The following is a 20580-nucleotide window of genomic DNA, read 5'->3' as shown; positions in this document are numbered from 1 at the left end:
GTCAGCGTTCAGCTATGGCACAATAGGCGCTCACAGAACAAGTGCTGTTTGGTCATGCAAATAGCAGAAAAATAACTAGAAATAGAATAATTAATGTTTAAATCAAAAAGTATACTCGCATTAAGCATGTTCGCATTTGGCTGTTTTGCCAATCAAGATAGCGAACCAACGTCCGTTGTGCTGAACTATGGTGACTCCTCCATCAGTACTGATATTCAAGCCAATCGAAAATTTCATGTTGTCCGAGACAATGAAAGTGAGCACGTAGAATTTTCCGGCGGAATCATAAAGGAGTATTCCGATTATATTGTGAATGTTCATATCATAAGAAAAAGCAAAATACGCAGATCAAGCCGAGAGCTGAATACAACCGTACTGATGAACAGTGATCAGATTGGGAAGCCTTTAGTGATTGGCATTGAAAATGATGAGTTCACTAGTATCACTTTGCGTTAATGCTTAGTATTTATTGAATAGGAATGAGGAAATTGATGCTCTCAATACGCTGCTATCGCACCGAGGATGCCCCAACACTGTGGGCACTCTTTTACCATACTGTGCGAATCATTAATCGTCGCGATTATACGGAATCACAAGTTTCCGCTTGGGCACCATCAGATTTTGACCTCGATGTGTGGCAACGAAAAATGGACGATATTCAACCATACGTCGCGGAGATAGAAGGGCAGGTCGTTGGCTATTGTGATTTGCAAGGTGACGGCTTGATTGATCATTTCTTTTGCCATCATGAATACCAAGGACAAGGTGTTGGTCGTGATTTGATGTCTTTTCTTTTTTCACAGGCGAAAGTACAGGGGATAAAACGACTGTATTCTGAAGTGAGTATTACCGCCCGACCTTTTTACGAGAAAATGGGTTTCACAGTTAAGTCTCGACAACATGTTGAGGTTAGGGGAGAAACCTTAACTAACTTTATGATGGAAAAGTATATTTAACTTAAATAGTGAGCATTTAGTGAGCTTGAACACAGATATAAAATGTTTTCCAATGTGAAAACGAGTTCATTGATCTCGCACCAACGTTTTGTTTGAAAACAGTGTACATAATCTTCTCTGGAACGCCATTACCGCATTTCGTCTCTGAAGGCTTAAAAACAGTCTGAAAGTTTTGGTTTTGCGGCGGGTAATAGCGTTCCAAACGCCAAATGTGTCTGGCTAACCATCTCAGGAAGAGAAGTAGTACTATGCGCCCTTATCTCAAATACGTTGTTCCAACATTGATACCATTGCTTGTTTGGTTGATGCCTCTCTCTGCGTTCCCATTTGATGGCATTACTATCGTCCAGCAAAGAGTGATTGCAATCTTCTTGCTTGCCGCACTTTGCTGGGTATTCGAGCCAATTCCAATCTACGCCACTTCGGTTGTGATCATTGTCCTAGAGCTATTGCTTGTATCAAATAAAGGTATTGTGCTCTTTCGTTTGCAAGAAGGGCAGCCACATTTTGGTGAGCTATTACAATACAACGAGATAATGGCGACCTTCGCTAGTCCGATTATCATGCTCTTCCTCGGCGGTTTCTTTTTGGCTATGGCGGCGACAAAGTACAGGTTAGATGTCAACTTAGCCCGAGTGTTACTCAAACCATTTGGACAAAAACCAAAGTTCGTTATGCTGGGGTTGATGCTGATCACCGCTGTTTTTTCTATGTTTATGTCAAACACCGCAACAACAGCGATGATGTTGTCCATTTTAACCCCTGTGATAGCGGTTTTCGGGCCTAAAGACCCAGGTCGAATTGCATTCGCCTTGTGTATTCCTGTTGCAGCCAACATTGGTGGCATTGGTACTCCAATCGGCACGCCACCGAATGCCATCGCCCTAAAATATTTGGTTGGTGACAACTTAATTACGTTTGGTGAATGGATGGTATTTGGTGTGCCATTCGTTATTGTGATGATGGCGTTAGCCTGGTTTCTGATTGGCTTTTTGTATAAAGCCGAACAAACCACCATCGATCTGAACATTAAAAGCAAGTTTTTGAAAACACCCAAAGCAATAATGGTTTACGTCACCTTTGCCGGCACGATTATTCTTTGGTTGATGGGTTCTGCACATGGAATGAATTCTTACACAGTAGCATTAATTCCGGTGGCAGTGTTCTCATTGACGGGCATCATCAACAAAGAAGACTTGAAGAAAATCTCTTGGGATGTGCTTTGGTTGGTGTCAGGCGGTATTGCTCTGGGCCTTGCTCTAGATAAAACCGGGCTTGCGAAGCTGGTGGTACACAGCATTCCGTTTGATCAGTTCTCGCCATATGTTGTCTTGTTTGGTGCGGCTTTCTTGTGCTTGTTAATGGCAAACTTTATGTCGCATACTGCCACCGCAAACTTGCTGATGCCGATTATGGCTGCGTTAGGTACCTCTATGGCTTCGTTAACGCCTCTCGGCGGTGAAGTTACTCTGATCTTAGTCGTGACATTTGCTGCTTCACTCGGTATGTCGTTACCAATCAGTACGCCACCAAACGCGTTAGCTCATGCAACAGGGCATGTCGAGAGCGGCCAAATGGCTCGTATCGGTGCCGTGCTAGGCGTGATTGGCGTATTACTCAGCTTTGTGATGGTGTGGATTTTACATACTGTTGGGCATATTGGATAACCCATGTACGAAACGAAGTTAGACGCGTTAGTACAACGCTACTTTAATCACCTTGAACGCCGATTAACGGTTTTATCCGGGTCGGTGCTTATTGAGCAAGCTGGCTACAATGATCGCTTGTACTATGTGCTGTCGGGAGAACTGGCGGGCTATTACGCGGAAGATGACAAGAAACCGATTCAGGTATTTTCTGCGTCTCAAGGTGCGTTTATTGGCGTACATAGTTTCTTTTCTGGTACGTGGACTGCCTCTTCGACAGTGATTGCTCAAACCGATGTTGAATTGGCTTGGATACAGCGTGATACGCCCGCCGTGGAAGAGGCGACATACGGACCATTGACGACACAATTTATGCCTGTGATGGTTAACGAATTATCTCGTCGTCAACGGCGTGCAATGCAAGAGGCATTAGCTAAAGAAAAAGCGCTACAAAAGCTTCATACCGCAGAGCAAATGACAACGTTGGGGCAGCTTGCAGCGGGTATTGCTCATGAGTTGAACAATGCGATAGGCGTTGTAAGCAGTAAATCAGAACGGCTAGAGACAGTTATCATGGAACTGCTTGAAGAAGTTCATCCGGAAGCGAGTCAATTTTTTGATTTTGGTTTAATGCAAGGGCAGAAAGTCTCTTCTAGCGAAGCGAGAAAGCGGGGGCGTCACTTCGAAAAATACTACGGTTTAACCAAGGAGGTTGCTCGTGATCTTGCACGTGCCGTTCCAAATAACTTCCTTTCAGAACATTGGCTAAAAAGACCAGAAGAAGCGATACGTTTCTGGCAAATGGGGCGAGATCTCCATGACTTACGCATCGCTTCTAAACATACCGTTGGCATTGTGCGATCCGTAAAACAATTGGGGCGCACGGATATCGACTTGGATGAAGCGATTAACATCAATGATTCAATCAATCGCGCCTTGGCTCTATTGCAAAGTGACTTAAGACGAGTGAGTGTTCGTTTTAGCCCTGCGGATTTACCTGCTTTTATTGGTTCTCAAACCGAACTCGTCCAAGTTTGGGTAAATATCTTAAAGAATGCGTGCGATGCACTTGGTGAAACGGAGAAACCCGGTATCGAAATACATACTCGGGAGAGTAAGGGTAAAATTTTGGTCACGATTGCTAACAACGGACCAGAAATTGATGAAGCGACACGTAGAAAAATTTTCCGGCCAAACTTCACCACTAAAAAGGGGGGATTGTCGTTTGGTTTAGGGTTAGGTCTGTCGATTGTGAAGCGCATTATCGCCGGATATAACGGCTCTATTGTGGTAAAGAGCGACAGTGAAAAAACGATTTTTAGAATCAAGTTACCAGTAGAGGGTGAACATGGAGAAGCTTAATGTAATTTGCGTTGATGACCAACGAGAGGTACTAAGCGCGGTTCTACAAGATTTAGAGCCGTTAAATCAATGGTTGAATGTCGAAGACTGCGAATCAGCAGGTGAGGCTCTAGAACTGATGGATGAATTTGATGCAGAAGGCGAGATGATCGCATTGATTATTTCCGATCATGTGATGCCAGGTAAAACGGGAGTAGAACTGCTGACCGATGTATCAAAAGACGGTCGTTTTGGCTTTACGAGGAAAGTGCTTCTTACCGGGCAAGCGACGCACACCGATACGATTAATGCGATCAACTCCGCAGGCATTGACCGCTACTTTGAAAAACCATGGCAAGCAAGCCAATTAATAGAGTGCGTTAGAAACCTGGTGACCCAATATATCTTTGATGTGGGCTTAGATTACACTCAGTATCACGAACATTTAGATCAGAGTGTGGTGTTTGAACGCCTACGTTAATTAGGGGGCATTAAGCTTTGTTTTCGTCACGGCCAGTTAGTGTCTGAAATCTATAGTGAATAGTTCAGCATGTTTAACGTGGCCGTGCGGAATATTGCTCTAGTATGCTTAACTCAACGAATAGCGGCTTGCACTGGCAACAGACAGTGGCTTAGAGAACCAATAACCTTGCAGATAATCGACGCCCATTTCGGTAAAAAATTCACACATTTTGGCGTCTTCAATTCCCTCAATCACTACTTCAATACTATTTTCCTGGCACATAGTGATAAGAAACTTCAGATATTCTTGTGAAGAGCGGTTGGTTAGTGTTTTCCACGCCATCGACCTATCAATTTTGATTTGTGTCATCGGGAGGTCGAAGAAGCTATTTAATGAACTGTAACCCGATCCAAAGTCATCCAGAGAGAGTGCAAATCCTAGTTCCCTGAGGGTATTCAGAGGGGCAATGGCTGTCTGATTATTATCCAAAATAAACGTTTCTGTTAGTTCCAAAACAATAGACTCAGGATCGACACCAACCTCATCCGCCATGGCTTTAATTCGCGCAGGGAATTCACTGTTCATTAACTGAAGTACAGAAACATTCACGTTGACGCGAACTTGGTTTTGGTAACGCTCACGGTAGTTTTTGATAAATTCACACGCTTTGGCAAAGACTTGATATCCGAGCTCGACAATCAAACCTTTGTTCTCTGCGACGGGGATGAATTCGTCTGGGTAAATTTCGCCAAACTCTTTGCTACGCCAGCGAACCAGAGATTCGAAGCTCACCACTTTTGAGCTTTTGGCGTCAATAATTGGCTGAAACTTAACGCTTAATGTCTGTTTTTCTAGTGCACTTTTTAGACCTTGTTCAATAAAGAAATAACGGTCTACGGCATGCTGAGTTTTCTCACTGTAAACCGCAACACGGTCTTTATTCTGCTCGCTTGCGTACTGACAAGTTCGTGCTGCTTTACGCAATATTTCCTCTGCTGAGTGACTTGGATCTATGCACGGATACAAACCAATACTAATGTTACTTCCCAAGTATTGGCCCTCTTCAATCACTGCCTCGTGGTAGGTTTCCTTTAAACTTTCGGCATAACTTTGCAGCGTTTCTACCGAGCATTCATCGTGAATCAAAATCGCAAAGTCATCATCATGTACGCGATATACAGAACTATTTGGAGAAGGTAGGTGACTGAGAGTTTGTAGCAATTTTTCCACTAACCCATCGACCAACTCGCTGCCATATTGATTTAAGTAAGATTTAATCTCTTCTATCTGAATGTAACAGATAGATGCACAAGAATCGGTGGCTCGCACACTATCTTCAATATCCAGCAAGAGATGGGCGCGATTAGCCATACCTGACGCATTGTCATGAAATGCGACTTGATGAATGTAGCTTTCCATCAGCTTGCGTTCAGAAATATCACGGTGGCTACCAACCATATAATGACCATGTTCTGTTTCTTTGGTCATGGCTACGCCTTCAATCCAGACGTACTGTCCATTGGGTTTACGCACGCGGTAGGTCGTTGTGACCCTCGTGTTGTTGGTAATGATGTGAGCATCGACCCGAGTGGAGAGTCTTTCTCGATCGAGAGGGTGAACAAGGTCTAACCATTGCTCTAAGCTGATTCGACCAGCGTTGATACCAAGCTGCTCATAAAAGCCCTTGTTATAAAATACCATGGTGCCAAACTCATCCATGTAAAAGAGGCCTTCGTTAAATACATCGAAGATATGAATGAATCGTTCTTCGACGATTTTTAGGAACTCTCGGTCACTATCTGAGACTTGTTGGTCAAATATGGTGGTCAAGATATTTCCTCCTCGAGCCTTTTAGCATCAGAGATGAGTGTTGGGGTTGATAACATAGAGTTGATCTGCTGGCGTACATTACAATCACAAAAGTGTCAGTTCAAATTGTTTGGCTATCATTTTATGCGCTACTAGGTTAATAACATACTAAGATTAGGCGGCTAATCATCGACATTTATAAAAAATAGTCAACAGTAAAAATCATTTATAAAATACAGTTATTGATGCCGTCCGCAATCTATAAATATTTATGAATAATTATCCTAAAGTTATTTTCAGTTGTGTCGGTATCAATGTGCGGTTTTCTAACGTCATTTGTATATATGTTATCTTGGATAAAACCATAATAACAAAAAGGATTTAATGAGCGCGACCGATTATTAATTGACAGGATGCTCATTAATTGTAATCAATTCAAATTTATTATCACGCCAAGTAATCAAATCTCTTATAATGCGGACGTTAATATCGAGTAAGCCTTCTTTATATGCAGTACGATCCGAAAAATTCAATCAAAATTGCGCTCGCTGATATCGGCGTTGGTATGTTTGTCACCGCGATAGAGCACAACAAGCGCGTCAATTTAGCCAATGCGGGGCGAATATCTAGCCCTGAAGGCATTAAGAAGCTTGCTACAAGTGGCGTAAAGTATGTTTGGGTAGATCAAACATTATCTTCGCAGCAGTGTGTCTTCAAGCCTGTAGATGAATCAACTGATGCCACTAAAGAGACGAGAGAGCAGAAACACTCAGATTTTAAGAGGGGTCAACGAACTTATCGTTCGAGAGACATCCAACACAAGCGAGCCAAAAAGCTGATCGCCGAAGCAAAAGATTTGGCGCAAAAACTATTGAATCAAACTTTTGAAGGAAAAATCATTGAAGTTGATGAAGTAGAAGCTTGGGCTGACGATGTGATTGAAAGTGTTTTGATTGACTCAGATGCGTTGCAGTGTGTCTCTGCACTCCGAAAAAAAGACTCTTACTTATTGGAACACTCCGTCAATGTCGCTTGTCTTTTAGTGTCATTCGGTAAGTACTTGGGCTTGGATAAGCCAACGCTAAAACAGCTTGCTGTAGGTGGCATTATTCATGATGTAGGTAAAATTAAAGTCGATGATAAGATCTTGCACAAGCCAGCGAAGCTAACGCCTGAAGAATTTGAACATATGAAGCTACATCAAGTGTTCGCAGGTGAGATTATCCTTCACGTAAAAGGGCTTAGTGAAGTAAGCCGTGATGTTTGTTTGATGCACCACGAGAAGTTAGATGGCAATGGTTATCCTAGAGGCTTGAAGGGGGATGAGATTCCAATTCACGGCCGTATGAGCTGTATTGTAGATATCTACGATGCGCTAACGGCTGATCGCTGTTACAAAAAAGGCATGAGTTCTGCGGAAGCGTTTAAAATCTTGTTGAGTCTAACGCCATTTCATTTAGACGCAGACTTAGTTTACAAATTCATTAATTGCATTGGGATGTACCCCGTAGGCTCCATTGTCGAGTTGAACGATGGGCGTGTTGGTATTGTTTGGTCTTCAAATGAATCTCAAGCATTAAAGCCAGAAGTGAAATGTTTCTACTCCCGCAAGTATAAACGATACATTGATGTCACGATGGTGGATTTAAAAACGAGTGCGTACAAAATTGAAAGAGCGATCGCGCCTTCATCGTTAGAGATCGATCCTAAGCCTTTTTATGATTAAGAGAAATAGATAAGCTTATACAACAGGCTTTACATCCTTGCATGTAGATCGTATTTTATTTGCATAACTATCTATTAATTTTTTCTAAGTTATTTAGATGCAAGATGGTTATTAAGACCTCGGCTTCATGGATAGAAACCGGGCGATAAAATAGTTCTATACACAATGGGCTATAAACCTCATTTTGCTGGAAGGGATGCCAATGCAAATAGATACATGGATTTTTTACACTCTTGCCATTCTCGTGCTCACAGCTTCACCAGGACCAAGCTCACTGTTGTGTTTAAGTAAAGGAGTGAGTAGTGGGTTTCGTATTGCTTTCATGACTGCACTTGGCAGTTTGTCTGCGATTACGAGCATCCTTACGCTCTCATTTACCGGGCTGGGAGTTGTCATTGCTTCATCTGAGTTAGTTTTTAATATTATCAAATGGTGTGGTGCCGCTTATTTACTCTGGTTAGGTATTCAAGCGTTGCGCTCATCTCAGACAGATTTTAATAAAACGGCAACGACTCAAAGTTCCGCGACAGCGTTCAGCGCGTTCACTAGTGGTTTCATTGTTGGCGCTAGTAACCCCAAAGCGATAGTCTTTTTCACCGCTTTGTTTCCTCAATTCATTGAACCTTCCGCACCGCTACTGGCTCAATACGCGATTTTCGCGTCTACATTTGTGGTTTTTGAGCTTAGCTGGCTAACATTTTATGCATTGTTAGGGGTAAAAGCCTCCGATTGGTTGTTTGTCGCTGGAAGGGCGAAGTTGTTCAATCGTTTGACTGGTGGAGTATTTATTGGTGCAGGCGTGATGTTGTCGACGGCAAACCGATAAATAAGACAGACTTCGGTACGCAGTTAGGTTTTCCCATATAGTAAGTTGGAATGCGCTAATTTAGCTTTGTCTTATTTCCAGAATGGAAATAGACGTTTTGTTTATTTTCATTAGTGGCAACAGCCAAGCAGGAGTAAAATCACGTTACTCTTTAGGGGTAGAGCTCGTATTTTGTCTTGTGGGCTTGTGGTTACTTTGTAGGAATATCTTAGATGACAAGCCTTTCTAAACTACAACAACGTTTTCTAGATATCGCGACCGACGTCCGTCTTTCTCCAAAACAGAAGTCGAGTTTTTTAGCTTTAGAGGCGGAAGCGTGCATTCCTTACATGACCGTATCTCCATCACTGAGACAAGCAATGGATGAAGGCATCATCTGCGATATGTTTGAAGGTCATGCACCGTTTAAACCTCGCTATGTGTTGCCTGATTACGCTAAATTTCTATCGCAAGGCTCAGACTATTTAGAGTTGTCTCCGGCTGATGATTTCGATGATGCGTTGAACATGCTGACCATCATTTACCATCATGTTCCTTCGGTAACGAACATTCCGGTTTACTTAGGCCAGTTAGATGATGTCTTGTTGCCTTACATAGGCGACCTAACAGAGAGCCAGATTTACAAAAAGTTAAAACATTTTTGGATCATGCTGGATCGCACATTGCCAGATGCGTTTATGCATGTGAATGTCGGACCGACAGACAACATTATTTGTCGCACTGTTTTAAAAGTAGATGCGGAGCTCAAGCAGATCGCACCGAATCTCACCTTTATGTACGACGAGACAGTTACACCTGATGATTTACTTCGTCAAGCGACACAGAACATTTGTGAATGCAGTAAACCGCATATTGCCAATTACCCAATGCACGCGAAAGCCTACAACGGCTCACGCTTTGGTATTGTAAGTTGCTACAACTCGCTTCCATTAGCAGGTGGCTCGAACACATTGGTGCGAATGAATTTAAAAGAAGTTGCAAAACGAGCATCAGACTGTAACGACTTCTTAAACAGTGCGTTGCCTTCTTACCATCGATTAATGGTCGAGCTCATAAACGCAAGAAGCACGCACTTGCATGAAAAATCGAACTTCTTTCAAGGCTTTTTGACGCAAGAAGGGTTGATAAAAGAGTCCTATTTCGCGCCAATGTATGGCGTTTACGGCATGGCCGAAGCGGTAATCCTTCTATTTGAAAAAGAAGGGCAAATAGGGCGATACGGAAAAAATGATCGAGCAAATACTTTTGCTCATGATGTTTCAGCAACACTGGCTAAACTGGTGGACTCAACCCCGGTGAAATATGGTTTAGATGGCAAAGCGCTCTTACATGCACAAGGCGGCATTAGCTTAGATCATGATGTTACGCCAGGTGTACGTCTGCCTTATGGTGCAGAGCCAGACCCTGTCACTTATGTACAAGCAACGGCGAAGCATCATCAGTATTATCGTGCGGGTATCAGCGATATTTTGACGATTGATGAAACGGTGAAATCTAACCCAGAAGCGATGTTCAATTTATGTAAAGGGGCACTAAATGCTGGTTATCGTGAGTTTACCGCGAATGTCACTTCAAATGACTTAATTCGCGTGACAGGCTACATGATCAAACTTTCAGACGTCGCGAAATATGATAAAGAAGGTTCGAGAACCAACACGACGTTTCTAGGTGCAGAAGCAGCAAAAAATACCAAAATTTTAGAACGCTCGCCACGTGTGGTGAGTCATGAAGTAACACCGACTTACACGCAGGCATAAGTTCGGTTTAGGAAAGAACAAGATGTCTAGACGAAGTGGAAGCCTTTTGGCAAAAGTCACTCGTATCCTTCCTTTCTCTTGTGTTGATGGGCCAGGAAATCGTCTAGTCATCTTTCTACAGGGTTGTAACTATCAGTGTTTGAACTGCCACAATCCTCACACGATAAACCATTGTAATCATTGTGGTGAGTGTGTGAGTGAATGTTCAGCAGGCGCATTGAAGTTCGACGAAAACAACAACGTTGTTTGGCTTAAAGAGGAGTGCACCCACTGCGATCATTGTATAGAGATATGTCAGAACCAATCTAATCCAAAAATTACTGACTACTCTGTAGTAACAATGCTCGATTTGATACGCAAACATCGCTTTTTCATCAGTGGTGTTACTGTATCCGGTGGGGAATCTACCTTACAACTTCCTTTCATTATTGAGCTGTTTAAAGGGATAAAACAAGATCCTGAATTACGGCACCTCTCTTGTTTCATCGACAGTAACGGTTCTTTAGCGGTTGCTGGTTGGCAGCGTATTCTACCTTTTCTGGATGGCGCAATGATCGATTTGAAAGCGTGGCAGACGGAGACGCATCAGTGGCTAACTGGGCGTGATAATCATCGTGTATTTAAAACCCTTCAGTACCTTGTTGAGCACGAAAAATTGTACGAGGTCCGCTTACTGCATATTCCCCAAAAAAGTGATTTAGATATAGAAATCGTAGCAATTGGACGTTACTTGAGTACTCTTCCTGAATCGGTGATTATACGTTTAAATGCCTTTCAGCATCACGGAGTAGTGGGGGAGGCGTTAACTTGGGATATGTGCTCTCATCATGATATCGAACGCTTAAAATCAGAGCTTCGATGCTACGTGAGTAACCCTATCACAGTGCCGACAGTACTCACGTAGTACCGTTGTTTATCTATGCTTACGCATCACAGGCATCTAACATGGCGCAGGCGTCGAGTAATTGTTGCTGCAACCATTTTAAAGCGGGATCGTTTAAGCTCGCTTTGTTCCAAACGAGGCTGTAGGCTACCTGTCCGTAATCGAATGGAAGAGCTTGTTCAACCAAACCTTTTGCTTGCATTGCCGCTCTTGCCCAAAGCTTGGAGCATGTGAACAAGTAATCCGAGTGCTGACACATCACCGCAGCTGAACCAAAGTCGGCTACACGCATGGCCAAGTTTCGCTTTGAATGCCTTTGGGTGAGATTTTGCTCAAAATAAGGTTGTGACAGATCTTTATCATGAATACCGATGTGTCTTGCACAAAGGTAACTTTCAACAGATAAGGGTTGCTCAGCGAGTGGGTTCGATGCTCTCATTAAGCAAACCATTTCGTCTTTCAAAATGGTTTTCCAGACCAAGTCTTTATTTTGTGTGGGTGGTTGGCTGAGATCGTGAGGAAGCAACAAAAAATCCACTTGACCTCTTGCTAATGCATCGAAGCTCATTTCCTCTTTCGCATGGACATTCAAGTGCGCGTGGTTGCTCAGTTGTTGGGACAAGTGCTGTAGAACTGGCGCAAAGAGCTCAAATGAACTTTCACGCATTGCTAATGAAAAACTACCTTGATAGTAAGCCGGATTGAAAGAGCCTTGATGTAATAATCCATTCATACTGGAGAGTATGCCATGGATTGATGGGCCTATATGCAGCGCAAATGCTGTCGGCACTAAGCGAGTGCCATCACGGTAAAAAAGGTCATCCTTTAGCGTTTCGCGCAACTGTCCGAGCGTTTTACTGACGCTCGATGGTGTTACACACAAGCGTTCTGCCGCAAGTGTGACGCTGTGAGTGGTTAACAACATATGTAAAACAGTTAGATGTTTAAGGCTTATACGCGAAAGAGCAATGTAGTCCATAAATAGCATGGTTTCTTATGATTTTTGGCAGTATATCAGCATGAAACAAATTTTTACTATTGTTTATCTCGGAAACACGCCTGTTTCTCTTTGAGCTCAATGCATTTAATGGGTTGCATAAGGGTTGATGGTGCTTATAAGTCTAGAAATTTATCTTAGTTTTGTTGGACTTTAATGCTTTCATTTATTCAATTCTAAAGCTTCTATGTAATTTTAATCAATTTGGAGGAGTTGATTGATTTGTACACGAATTAAACTTGTTCCTTGTTAATTAAAATAGATATTGTTTTGTTGATTGTTTGGTGATTTACTCATGATCCCTCAGTAACAAAGGTATAAATAATTAATGGACGACCCCTTTAGTCGACAAAACCCTTCACCATATGTCTTCTTATTATTGGAGACATGCTCATGCTAGAACTTTTTATGCAACCAGAAGCTTGGGCTATTTTCGCCACTTTGTTTGCGCTTGAAGTTGTCTTAGGCGTTGATAACGTCGTTTTTATCTCTGTCTTATGTGAAAGACTGCCGCTGCACCAACGTAAGCTGGCAAGAAACCTTGGTATTGGTCTTGCTGTTATTGCTCGTATTGGTTTAGTGTTTTCAATCTCTTGGATCATGCAACTGACTCAACCGCTATTTTCTTTGGCGAACCATGCGTTTACCGGAAGAGACGTTATCATGATTGCGGGTGGTGCATTCCTCTTGGCTAAAAGCCTGAAAGAGTTGTGGAGTTGGTTAAATCACAACGAGTCGGCTCACTCAACTCACGCCCGTACTGGTTTAGCGGTAGTTCTGTTGCAGATTGTTGCCGTGGATGCTGTATTCTCGATGGACTCGGTGATAACCGCCGTTGGTTTGACAAGTGATGTCCCACTTATGGTCGCAGCGATTGTTTCTTCTGCTATCGTGATGGTCATGACAGCAGAAAAAATCAATAACCTGGTGTCGTGTTACCCTGGTTTTAAGACACTTGCTTTGTTATTCCTCGTTTTGTTAGGTGGTTTATTGATGGCAGAAGGCTTCGAAATTCATATCAACAAAGGTTATGTGTACTTTGCGATGGCATTCGGCTTAATTCTGGAACTTTGTCATATCCAGTTAAAAAACAAACAACGCCCGACTATTAAACGTCTTAGTCCGTTGCGAGTTCATCCAACGAGATTAGAAGCTCGTCAATAATAAAAGATATTGCCGCTCATATGAGCGGCATTTTTATATTCGTCATCACCTATTTTTAGTCTCTTTTTATTTTGTTGTCGTTTCGACAAAAAATCGCATTTGTTGTGGGGTTGAAGATTTTTTATATAGACCGCCCAACTAATATGAGTGAACGACAATAATGGATAAAATGATCGATGCGTTAGCAACCCATGGCTACTACATCTGGGATGATTTTCTTTCTGAACAAGAAGTGGCTCAATTACGAGACTGCATTCCAAGTAACTGGAAAAAAGCGCGTATTGGTCGTAATGACGATGTGACACGTATTGAGTCAATTCGAAGTGACAAAATTCAATGGTTATCGCCCAATATGGGGCACGCGGTTACTTCTTACTTAGATAAGATGGAAGAAATACGCCAAGAAGTGAACCGTCACTTGTTTCTGGGGCTTTTTGAGTATGAAGCTCACTTTGCCAAGTACGAGGAAGGGGATTTCTACCAAAAGCATCTAGATTGTTTTAAGGGCAATGAAAACCGTCGATTGACAACCGTTTTTTACATGAACGAATCTTGGACGGAAAAGGATGCAGGTGAATTGGTGGTTTACGATCTAAATGATAATAAGATAGCAACCATCCCTCCTCAATCGGGACGCTTACTTTTATTCTTATCTGAGCAATTCCCGCATGAGGTTTTACCGACCAATGCTGAGCGTTTCAGTATTGCAGGTTGGTTCAGAATCAATGGTGTGCGAGACAATGTACTTGATATTGCAAAATGATTGATTTGCAACCTGCACAAAATCAGCAAAGGGCGTAGATACGCCCTTTATCGATTAAACATTAGTTGATAGCTCGTAACACTCGGTCATGTTTCGCTCTAGCACTGCATAGACGTCAGAACAAAGTTCTTGTTTAGCGACTTGCTCGCCCATAATCGCGGCGATTTGTGCTTGAGCCATTCGTCCTCGGTAGGGACGGTCCTGAGACAGAGCTTGAAAAACATCGGCAACCGCGACAATACGCGATGGTACATCGAGTTCGTCTCCTGTTTTATGATAAGGATAGCCAGAACCGTCCAAACGCTCGTGATGATTAGAGGCCCACTCCGCTATTTTAGCGTTGGGAAACACTTTGTGTAATGCGAGCTGAGTATCAATTGTATGGCGTTTAATACGCGTATACTCTTGTTTATTAAGAGAGCCTTCTTTATGAAGAATCTCATCTGGTGTTTTTAACTTTCCGATATCATGCACCAACCCAGCAATAAATAACATCTCTTGGTCGTGCTCACAGAACCCAAGCTTGATGGCTAGATACCGAGATAACTCCGCCACTTTTTGCGAATGTTGATAAGTAAATGGGCTTTTTGCGTCAACAATTCGAGCGATAAACATGCCCAAACTATTCATATCTTGGATGGTGAGCTGTTTTTGAAGCCAATCAATGCTTTTAAAGTTTAATCCGATGGTTTCTATATTTTCAGACTCCATCGCGAACCAAAATGCGTCGGTCATAACGAGCTTAACCATTGCCTTAGCCATGTCTGGATTAAACAAAGTTCCAGCGTTTGCCATGATGCATTCTGCAATTAGTTCTTCATGAAGTGTGACAATGTCACAGTGGCAGTTCATGACGTATTTGGAACGCATAAAATCGAGACGGTCGGCTAAATAGAGTAGGGCAGCGACCTCTTTTTCAAAAGGCGGTAAATCAAGATATTTTAGTTCACTCCAATGTGTATGGTGGTAAAGAACAGGTGTAGCAAACTGACGCAACAAACGACACTGCTTGAGGCTTCGGTATCCTCTTAAGCAATGTGTTTTTACGTCTTGTGGCACCAACTCCTCAAGTAACATTTTATGTTCTTGTGTTTCGGAGACCCCACAATCGTGGATCATCCCTGCGAAGTAGCAAAACTCCGCTTTTTCTGGTTCCCAGTTCATGACCCGAGCACATTGGTAAGCGATGTAAGCGACACGGTGGCTATGGTGCGTATCATCAACACCTACATAGTCGAGTGCTCGAGCAACCCAGATAAGTGCTTGTTTCAGATCGACTTCAAAGCCCATGTCCGTATGGGAATGGCAAGAATGATTCATGGTTTATACCGACATTGCTAATTAGCCCACGCTAAACCCAAATCAGAAGGTGATAGGAAAAATTGGGTACGACAGCGAATAGACCCCAAAAAGGTGGGCGTTTAGACATAGTTTTGATTATGGGCGGGATAATAATCCTAGTTGCATAATAATATCACCTGAAGCTCATGGTTAAGAGTCAGATATTTGAACTAAGTATAAGTTTTGAAAGATTATTGTTGCTCTTGTTGACTTATTTGAAAACGACAATAAATCATGATGTAACACATTCTTATTTTTATTTTTGTAAATCGTGTTCGGGCTTAACCAGAGACACACGGTATTGATGTGTGATTAACAGAATTCATATTGTTGCTTTTGAAGGCAAAAAATAAGAGGACTTCTTCGAGGCTTGCTCTGTAACTAACAGAGTAATAGGGAAAGCAGCTTGTTAACTACATGACAATAGAGCGTCGTTGAAAACATTTTCTCTGTAGCTCATGTCGTTGAGGAAAGATAATAAAATGGTACGGTTTCCCAGCGATGCTAGCCCTTTTAGTGAGATAAGTTTATTGAAAATGTGTGATTGCAAAGTAAGCATAGGTAGTAAAAGTAGCTAGAATGATAGCTCTAAATGAAAAGGATTTCGTATGTTGAAGCATCGTTTATATCGGAGTTACACCGCAGGGTTAAAAATAGCAGCCCTTATCCTTCCTATGCCGAGACCAACCTTGTTTTCCGGCCTTGGTTCGATGAATGAGCTATTAGAATCGATGACCGAGCTGGGATTTAAACGCGTCTTGTTAGTTACCGACGAAGGGTTAGTCCAAGTCGGTATTGTAGATAAGGTGCTTGAGGCAGCAGCACAACTCGATTTACAGTTAGATGTTTTCTCGCAAGTTAAGCCCGATCCTACCTATGATCAGGTTGAGAGCGGTCTAGAGGCTTATCATCGTTTTCATTGTGAGGGCATATTAGCTTTGGGTGGCGGCTCTGCAATGGATTGTGCAAAAGTCATCGCTGCGAAAGTTACCAATAAACGGCCAATAAAAAAATTAGCTGGACTATTGAAGGTATGGCGAATGCCAGCGCCGCTTTTTGCTATTCCAACAACGGCTGGAACCGGAAGTGAAGTTACTATCGCTGCGGTCGTGTCAGATCCCTCCTCACACATTAAAACACCTTTAATGGATCCAAAGTTGGTGCCACTAATGGCAGCTGTAGATGCGAATTTAATGATTGGTTTACCTCCTAAGATCACGGCTGATACTGGCGTTGATGCATTAACCCACGCTATTGAGGCCTATGTATCGAAAAACGCTACTCAAGAAACGATGGCTTATTCGGTTGCCGCTATTAAACTCATTTTTAAATATCTTCCTAGGGCTGTGATGCAAGGGGATGATGTCGAAGCTCGGCATAAAATGGCTATGGCATCCTATTACGCGGGTTTAGCATTTACCAAAGCGAGTTTGGGTTATGTTCATGCCTTTGCTCACACATTCGGTGCGAGATATGGAATACCTCATGGTATGGCAAACGGATTAGCCTTGTTGCCTGTGCTGCGCTTTTCATTATCAGAGATTGAGCCTCAACTAAGAAAGCTCGATGAGTTGACGGCCGAGGGGCAGTTAGGTAACGCAAGTGCTCAGCATTTTTTGGCGAATCTGGAGTCCTTGTTTTCAACTATTGATATTGAGCAAACCAGTGCGCTCATTCAACGTGAAGATGCTGATGCGCTTGTTGATTTAATTCTGAAAGAGGCGCACTGGAATTACCCTGTTCCCAAGTTCATGAACAGGGAAGAATGCACACAGTTATTGTTAAATATCAGCAAGGTGTAAATTATAGTTTACATTTGTGGTTTTTTATCCTTACACTTTGCTTGATCTTCTGCTAAAGATCCTACAATATCGACGGCAATACAAATATGGTGTTGGTTTCGGTCCGCCGTTGCCCGATCTAATACTGATAGTTTCTAATAAAGTGTAAAGATTAATATACAATGAGTCGTTCTAAAGTATTCGGTAGTACGCTAATTATTGCGGGCACTACAATAGGCGCTGGTATGCTAGCGCTTCCACTTGCCTCTGCCGGCATTGGTTTTTCAACTTCTATTATCATCATGCTAGGCTTATGGGCTCTGATGGCTTTCACTGCCTTGCTTATGCTTGAGCTTCATCAACATGCGGAGAGTAGTGCTACACTTCATACTTTGGCGAAACAGATCCTAGGTCAAAAAGGCAAGTGGGTGGCAAGTTTTGCGATGTTGTTTCTTTTCTACTCATTATGTGCAGCGTATATCGCTGGCGGTGGTGCTCAGTTCGGAGACCGCCTTGCACAATGGTTTGACCTCGATATTTCAGGGCCTACATCAACGATAATCTTTACCTTGATTGTGACTTTAGTTGTGACAGTGGGTACCGGTACGGTCGATAAAGTAAACCGAGTCCTGTTCGCGATGAAGCTCATTGCGATGGTTGCGGTGCTTTCTTTTCTTGCTCCAAACGTTACGGAATCTTACTTGTTAAGTATGCCAATCGAACAAGGCCTTGTTGTAGCGGCGATTCCGGTGATCTTTACTTCGTTTGGTTTCCACGGAAGTATACCTGCAATTGTGAATTACTTAGACGGTGACACTTCTTCTTTACGCAAAGCCGTTATTATTGGTTCGACGATTCCACTCGTTATTTATATCTTTTGGCAAATCGTGACGTTGGGTGTGGTTAGCCAAAGTACGCTTGTTGAGAACGGAGGGTTGAGCGCACTGATTGGTCAACTATCTCAGACAGTACACCAATCAAATTTGGGTAGCATTGTTGGTGTGTTTGCTGACTTGGCATTGTTGACATCGTTCCTTGGCGTGAGTTTGGGTCTATTCGAATTTTTGGGTGATACCATCAAAGGAAGTAACGATAAGCCTAATCGTTTGATTGCGGCACTAGTGACGTTTACTCCACCGCTAGGCTTCGCACTTTTCTATCCTCAAGGCTTTATTATGGCTTTGGGCTATGCAGCGATTGCCTTAGCGATTTTAGCCATCTTTTTGCCTTTGGTTATGGTGATCAAGGTTCGTAAATCGGATGATTTTACTGGGGAGTACCGCGTCGCAGGTGGTCAAGGTGCGCTAGTGATAACGGGCATCGCTGGCACTGGCATCGTATTCGCTCAGGTGTTAATTACGCTGGGTGTGCTTCCTGCTCTAGGCTAGTTGTTCAGAACGTTCTTTGAATAACCTCTAGTTACTGAATCCATCGTAATCAATCAGTATTGTTAAGCCAACGAGTTTTGCTCGTTGGCTTTTTTAATCTGGATCAAATTACCGTAAGATATCCGGTGAAAAAATTGGTAGAAATGTGCTTTTATTTCGTACACTTAAGTTGTGGTATATCGATAGTTTAAGTGGAGAAAACCGCTCAAAATACCATTGAATTTGCAACACAATGAGCTTTTCTTGTTTCTCTGCTTTGGTGTGGAGATGAAGCATGGCGCACCGGAGTTTTTACCCGTTTGCAAAACCGCTTAACGAGCAACTGCAAACGCTAAAAGGCAGGATGCAGGCGCACTTGCCATGTATTGATAGGGTGTCATTTGCAAAATATCACCCAGACCAAGATGTGCTCAAATCATTTGCAGAAAGTGAGTTCGACACTTGGTGTCTAGCCCATCACGAATCAGCATTCCGTAAACTCCACCACCTCAATATTGCCTCTAAAAACGCGGTTCCTCGTATCGTCGAAGACCTTCATGATATTAATCACTGTCCTCGGGTTCAAATTTTACTCAAACACGGATATCAGTCGTCGGCTGCTATTCCTTGTTATGACAATAAAGCTCTTACTGGTTTTGTATTTTTGAACTCCACTCAACGTGATGCGTTTAGTTTAGAAGCGCTGAATGGTCTTAAACCTTATTTCGAAATGATTCGATTTGCGGTTGAATCAGAAACTCAAGTAGTCAATGCGATAGAAACGCTAGCGAACCGAATGCAATGTATGATGCCAGGCTATTCACCTGAGTATTACGCGCATACCAAACGCATGAAGTACTACAGTCAAATTATCGCAACGCAGTTAGCGGATCGTTATCACCTGAATGACGAAATGGTCGAAGATATTGGTATTTTTGCTCAGTTCCATGCGCTCGGTGATAGTCAGCTGCCAGTTGAAATTGCTAGCCGCCGAACAAATTACTCTCAAGAACAAGAGGCGATATTGATTCAACATATTGAGCGTTGTATCGATTCAGCGGATGACATAGTTGCCCGTATCGGAAATCCGGTTCACCCGAGTGTGACTTTGTTTTTGCAGATGATTATTTATCAGTACGAAAATTTAAATGGCACTGGTTATCCTTATGGTTTAACCAATGATGATATACCAATAGTCGCCCAAATTACGGCTGCCGCGAATGCCTTTGATTTTATGACAACGCACCATCCGTATAGACAAGCGTGGTCCATCCCATACGCATTGTTAGAACTTGAAAAATGGGTATATCAGGGGTGGTTATCTCGAGAATGTGTTGATGCTCTGCGAGAGCATCAAGGTTATATAAAGCAAATCATCCACAAATATCCCGAGCACTATACAGGCTTGGGGTTAATGTGAAGAGCAGTAACAAAGTTGAAATGTTGACGAGGAGGAATATTTAAACAATACTGTTTTTATATACAGTAATAAGTTTGGAGGTGAAGTATGTTGTGGGAAACCCTTGAAAGAGTAAACCGCTTACGCCAACAAGCACTTGCAAATCCTGAGTTTGTTGAGTCAGCAAAAGAGCACGAACAAGCACTTCAGGAGCAAGAATACCATTATCAAACTAAGAAAAAGCGTTCAGCCAAAGACAAACAAGGTAAAAAGTCGCTGGCCGATATCTATAAAGAAGTAGAGTTTGGCGCTGACGCTCGTCATTAATGTATTCACTGCGGCATTTTTCATTTCTTCATAC

General features: G+C 42.6%; 18 protein-coding genes. 15 read left to right on the top strand and 3 right to left on the bottom strand.

Going from position 1 to position 20580, the window contains the following annotated elements:
- Positions 1-93: 93 nt before the first annotated feature.
- The 5 genes from J4N43_RS08360 to J4N43_RS08340 all read left to right on the top strand — a co-directional run bounded on the left by J4N43_RS08360 (position 94) and on the right by J4N43_RS08340 (position 4424).
- A complete protein-coding gene (locus J4N43_RS08360; RefSeq protein WP_025766707.1) occupies positions 94-456 on the top strand; it encodes a hypothetical protein in 363 nt (120 codons plus the stop codon).
- 35 nt (positions 457-491) lie between these two features.
- A complete protein-coding gene (locus J4N43_RS08355; protein WP_005389117.1) occupies positions 492-956 on the top strand; it encodes a GNAT family N-acetyltransferase in 465 nt (154 codons plus the stop codon).
- A gap of 248 nt (positions 957-1204) precedes the next feature.
- The gene (locus tag J4N43_RS08350; RefSeq protein WP_017634015.1) at positions 1205-2623 is read left to right on the top strand and encodes an SLC13 family permease; all 1419 of its coding nucleotides are present in this window, start codon (positions 1205-1207) and stop codon (positions 2621-2623) included.
- Positions 2624-2626: 3 nt separating this feature from the next.
- Positions 2627-3964, top strand: coding sequence for an ATP-binding protein (locus J4N43_RS08345; RefSeq protein ID WP_005389108.1), 1338 nt, complete (start codon positions 2627-2629; stop codon positions 3962-3964).
- The gene (locus J4N43_RS08340; protein ID WP_005377744.1) at positions 3951-4424 is read left to right on the top strand and encodes a response regulator; all 474 of its coding nucleotides are present in this window, start codon (positions 3951-3953) and stop codon (positions 4422-4424) included. The genes J4N43_RS08345 and J4N43_RS08340 overlap by 14 nt, the downstream gene beginning before the upstream one ends.
- A 108-nt stretch (positions 4425-4532) precedes the next feature.
- Here J4N43_RS08340 and J4N43_RS08335 read toward each other — a convergent pair whose 3' ends face one another.
- Positions 4533-6236: a putative bifunctional diguanylate cyclase/phosphodiesterase gene (locus J4N43_RS08335; protein ID WP_005389107.1), complete on the bottom strand. Its 1704-nt coding sequence runs from the start codon at positions 6234-6236 to the stop codon at positions 4533-4535.
- Positions 6237-6723: 487 nt separating this feature from the next.
- On the opposite strand from J4N43_RS08335, the gene J4N43_RS08330 reads away from it, so the two are divergent.
- The 4 genes from J4N43_RS08330 to J4N43_RS08315 all read left to right on the top strand — a co-directional run bounded on the left by J4N43_RS08330 (position 6724) and on the right by J4N43_RS08315 (position 11428).
- Positions 6724-7941, top strand: coding sequence for a cyclic di-GMP phosphodiesterase (locus J4N43_RS08330; protein ID WP_149191818.1), 1218 nt, complete (start codon positions 6724-6726; stop codon positions 7939-7941).
- Between the two features lie 202 nt (positions 7942-8143).
- Complete coding sequence (locus J4N43_RS08325; RefSeq protein WP_158159644.1) at positions 8144-8767, top strand: LysE family translocator; 624 nt, start codon at positions 8144-8146, stop codon at positions 8765-8767.
- Between the two features lie 212 nt (positions 8768-8979).
- Positions 8980-10524, top strand: a complete 1545-nt coding sequence (locus J4N43_RS08320; protein ID WP_017820624.1) for a YjjI family glycine radical enzyme — start codon at positions 8980-8982, stop codon at positions 10522-10524.
- A 22-nt stretch (positions 10525-10546) separates the two neighbouring features.
- Positions 10547-11428, top strand: coding sequence for a YjjW family glycine radical enzyme activase (locus J4N43_RS08315; RefSeq protein WP_031778972.1), 882 nt, complete (start codon positions 10547-10549; stop codon positions 11426-11428).
- 19 nt (positions 11429-11447) lie between these two features.
- Here J4N43_RS08315 and J4N43_RS08310 read toward each other — a convergent pair whose 3' ends face one another.
- On the bottom strand, positions 11448-12386 hold the full coding sequence (locus tag J4N43_RS08310) for a LysR family transcriptional regulator (protein WP_005377737.1): 939 nt from the start codon (positions 12384-12386) through the stop codon (positions 11448-11450).
- A gap of 411 nt (positions 12387-12797) precedes the next feature.
- Between J4N43_RS08310 and J4N43_RS08305 the strand changes: the two genes are divergently transcribed.
- Positions 12798-13568: a TerC family protein gene (locus J4N43_RS08305; RefSeq protein ID WP_017820626.1), complete on the top strand. Its 771-nt coding sequence runs from the start codon at positions 12798-12800 to the stop codon at positions 13566-13568.
- Positions 13569-13728: 160 nt separating this feature from the next.
- Positions 13729-14331 carry a 2OG-Fe(II) oxygenase gene (locus J4N43_RS08300; protein ID WP_005377733.1) on the top strand — a complete coding sequence of 201 codons (603 nt, stop codon included), beginning with the start codon at positions 13729-13731 and terminating at the stop codon, positions 14329-14331.
- A gap of 54 nt (positions 14332-14385) precedes the next feature.
- On the opposite strand, the gene J4N43_RS08295 is transcribed toward J4N43_RS08300, so the two are convergent.
- A complete protein-coding gene (locus tag J4N43_RS08295; protein WP_025766702.1) occupies positions 14386-15651 on the bottom strand; it encodes an HD domain-containing phosphohydrolase in 1266 nt (421 codons plus the stop codon).
- Between the two features lie 629 nt (positions 15652-16280).
- Between J4N43_RS08295 and J4N43_RS08290 the strand changes: the two genes are divergently transcribed.
- From J4N43_RS08290 to J4N43_RS08275, 4 genes are all read left to right on the top strand, one after another.
- Complete coding sequence (locus J4N43_RS08290) at positions 16281-17474, top strand: iron-containing alcohol dehydrogenase (protein WP_158159645.1); 1194 nt, start codon at positions 16281-16283, stop codon at positions 17472-17474.
- Between the two features lie 161 nt (positions 17475-17635).
- Complete coding sequence (locus J4N43_RS08285; RefSeq protein WP_033905238.1) at positions 17636-18841, top strand: aromatic amino acid transport family protein; 1206 nt, start codon at positions 17636-17638, stop codon at positions 18839-18841.
- A 274-nt stretch (positions 18842-19115) separates the two neighbouring features.
- Entirely contained in the window at positions 19116-20240 is a 1125-nt protein-coding gene (locus tag J4N43_RS08280; protein ID WP_158159646.1) for an HD-GYP domain-containing protein, read from the top strand.
- An 87-nt stretch (positions 20241-20327) separates the two neighbouring features.
- A complete protein-coding gene (locus J4N43_RS08275) occupies positions 20328-20546 on the top strand; it encodes a hypothetical protein (protein ID WP_005377723.1) in 219 nt (72 codons plus the stop codon).
- Positions 20547-20580 lie beyond the last annotated feature (34 nt).

This window comes from Vibrio sp. SCSIO 43009 (assembly GCF_023716525.1).
Lineage (GTDB): Bacteria > Pseudomonadota > Gammaproteobacteria > Enterobacterales > Vibrionaceae > Vibrio > Vibrio alginolyticus.
This window is presented reverse-complemented; position numbering and strand designations above follow the sequence as displayed.

Coding starts and splice junctions, on each gene's coding strand:
- J4N43_RS08275 (WP_005377723.1), top strand. CDS start 20,328: ATGTTGTGGGAAACCCTTGAAAGAGTAAACCGCTTACGCCAACAAGCA.
- J4N43_RS08325 (WP_158159644.1), top strand. CDS start 8,144: ATGCAAATAGATACATGGATTTTTTACACTCTTGCCATTCTCGTGCTC.
- J4N43_RS08345 (WP_005389108.1), top strand. CDS start 2,627: ATGTACGAAACGAAGTTAGACGCGTTAGTACAACGCTACTTTAATCAC.
- J4N43_RS08280 (WP_158159646.1), top strand. CDS start 19,116: ATGGCGCACCGGAGTTTTTACCCGTTTGCAAAACCGCTTAACGAGCAA.
- J4N43_RS08360 (WP_025766707.1), top strand. CDS start 94: ATGTTTAAATCAAAAAGTATACTCGCATTAAGCATGTTCGCATTTGGC.
- J4N43_RS08350 (WP_017634015.1), top strand. CDS start 1,205: ATGCGCCCTTATCTCAAATACGTTGTTCCAACATTGATACCATTGCTT.
- J4N43_RS08320 (WP_017820624.1), top strand. CDS start 8,980: ATGACAAGCCTTTCTAAACTACAACAACGTTTTCTAGATATCGCGACC.
- J4N43_RS08300 (WP_005377733.1), top strand. CDS start 13,729: ATGGATAAAATGATCGATGCGTTAGCAACCCATGGCTACTACATCTGG.
- J4N43_RS08330 (WP_149191818.1), top strand. CDS start 6,724: ATGCAGTACGATCCGAAAAATTCAATCAAAATTGCGCTCGCTGATATC.
- J4N43_RS08340 (WP_005377744.1), top strand. CDS start 3,951: ATGGAGAAGCTTAATGTAATTTGCGTTGATGACCAACGAGAGGTACTA.
- J4N43_RS08355 (WP_005389117.1), top strand. CDS start 492: ATGCTCTCAATACGCTGCTATCGCACCGAGGATGCCCCAACACTGTGG.
- J4N43_RS08310 (WP_005377737.1), bottom strand. CDS start 12,386: ATGGACTACATTGCTCTTTCGCGTATAAGCCTTAAACATCTAACTGTT.
- J4N43_RS08305 (WP_017820626.1), top strand. CDS start 12,798: ATGCTAGAACTTTTTATGCAACCAGAAGCTTGGGCTATTTTCGCCACT.
- J4N43_RS08315 (WP_031778972.1), top strand. CDS start 10,547: ATGTCTAGACGAAGTGGAAGCCTTTTGGCAAAAGTCACTCGTATCCTT.
- J4N43_RS08285 (WP_033905238.1), top strand. CDS start 17,636: ATGAGTCGTTCTAAAGTATTCGGTAGTACGCTAATTATTGCGGGCACT.
- J4N43_RS08290 (WP_158159645.1), top strand. CDS start 16,281: ATGTTGAAGCATCGTTTATATCGGAGTTACACCGCAGGGTTAAAAATA.
- J4N43_RS08295 (WP_025766702.1), bottom strand. CDS start 15,651: ATGAATCATTCTTGCCATTCCCATACGGACATGGGCTTTGAAGTCGAT.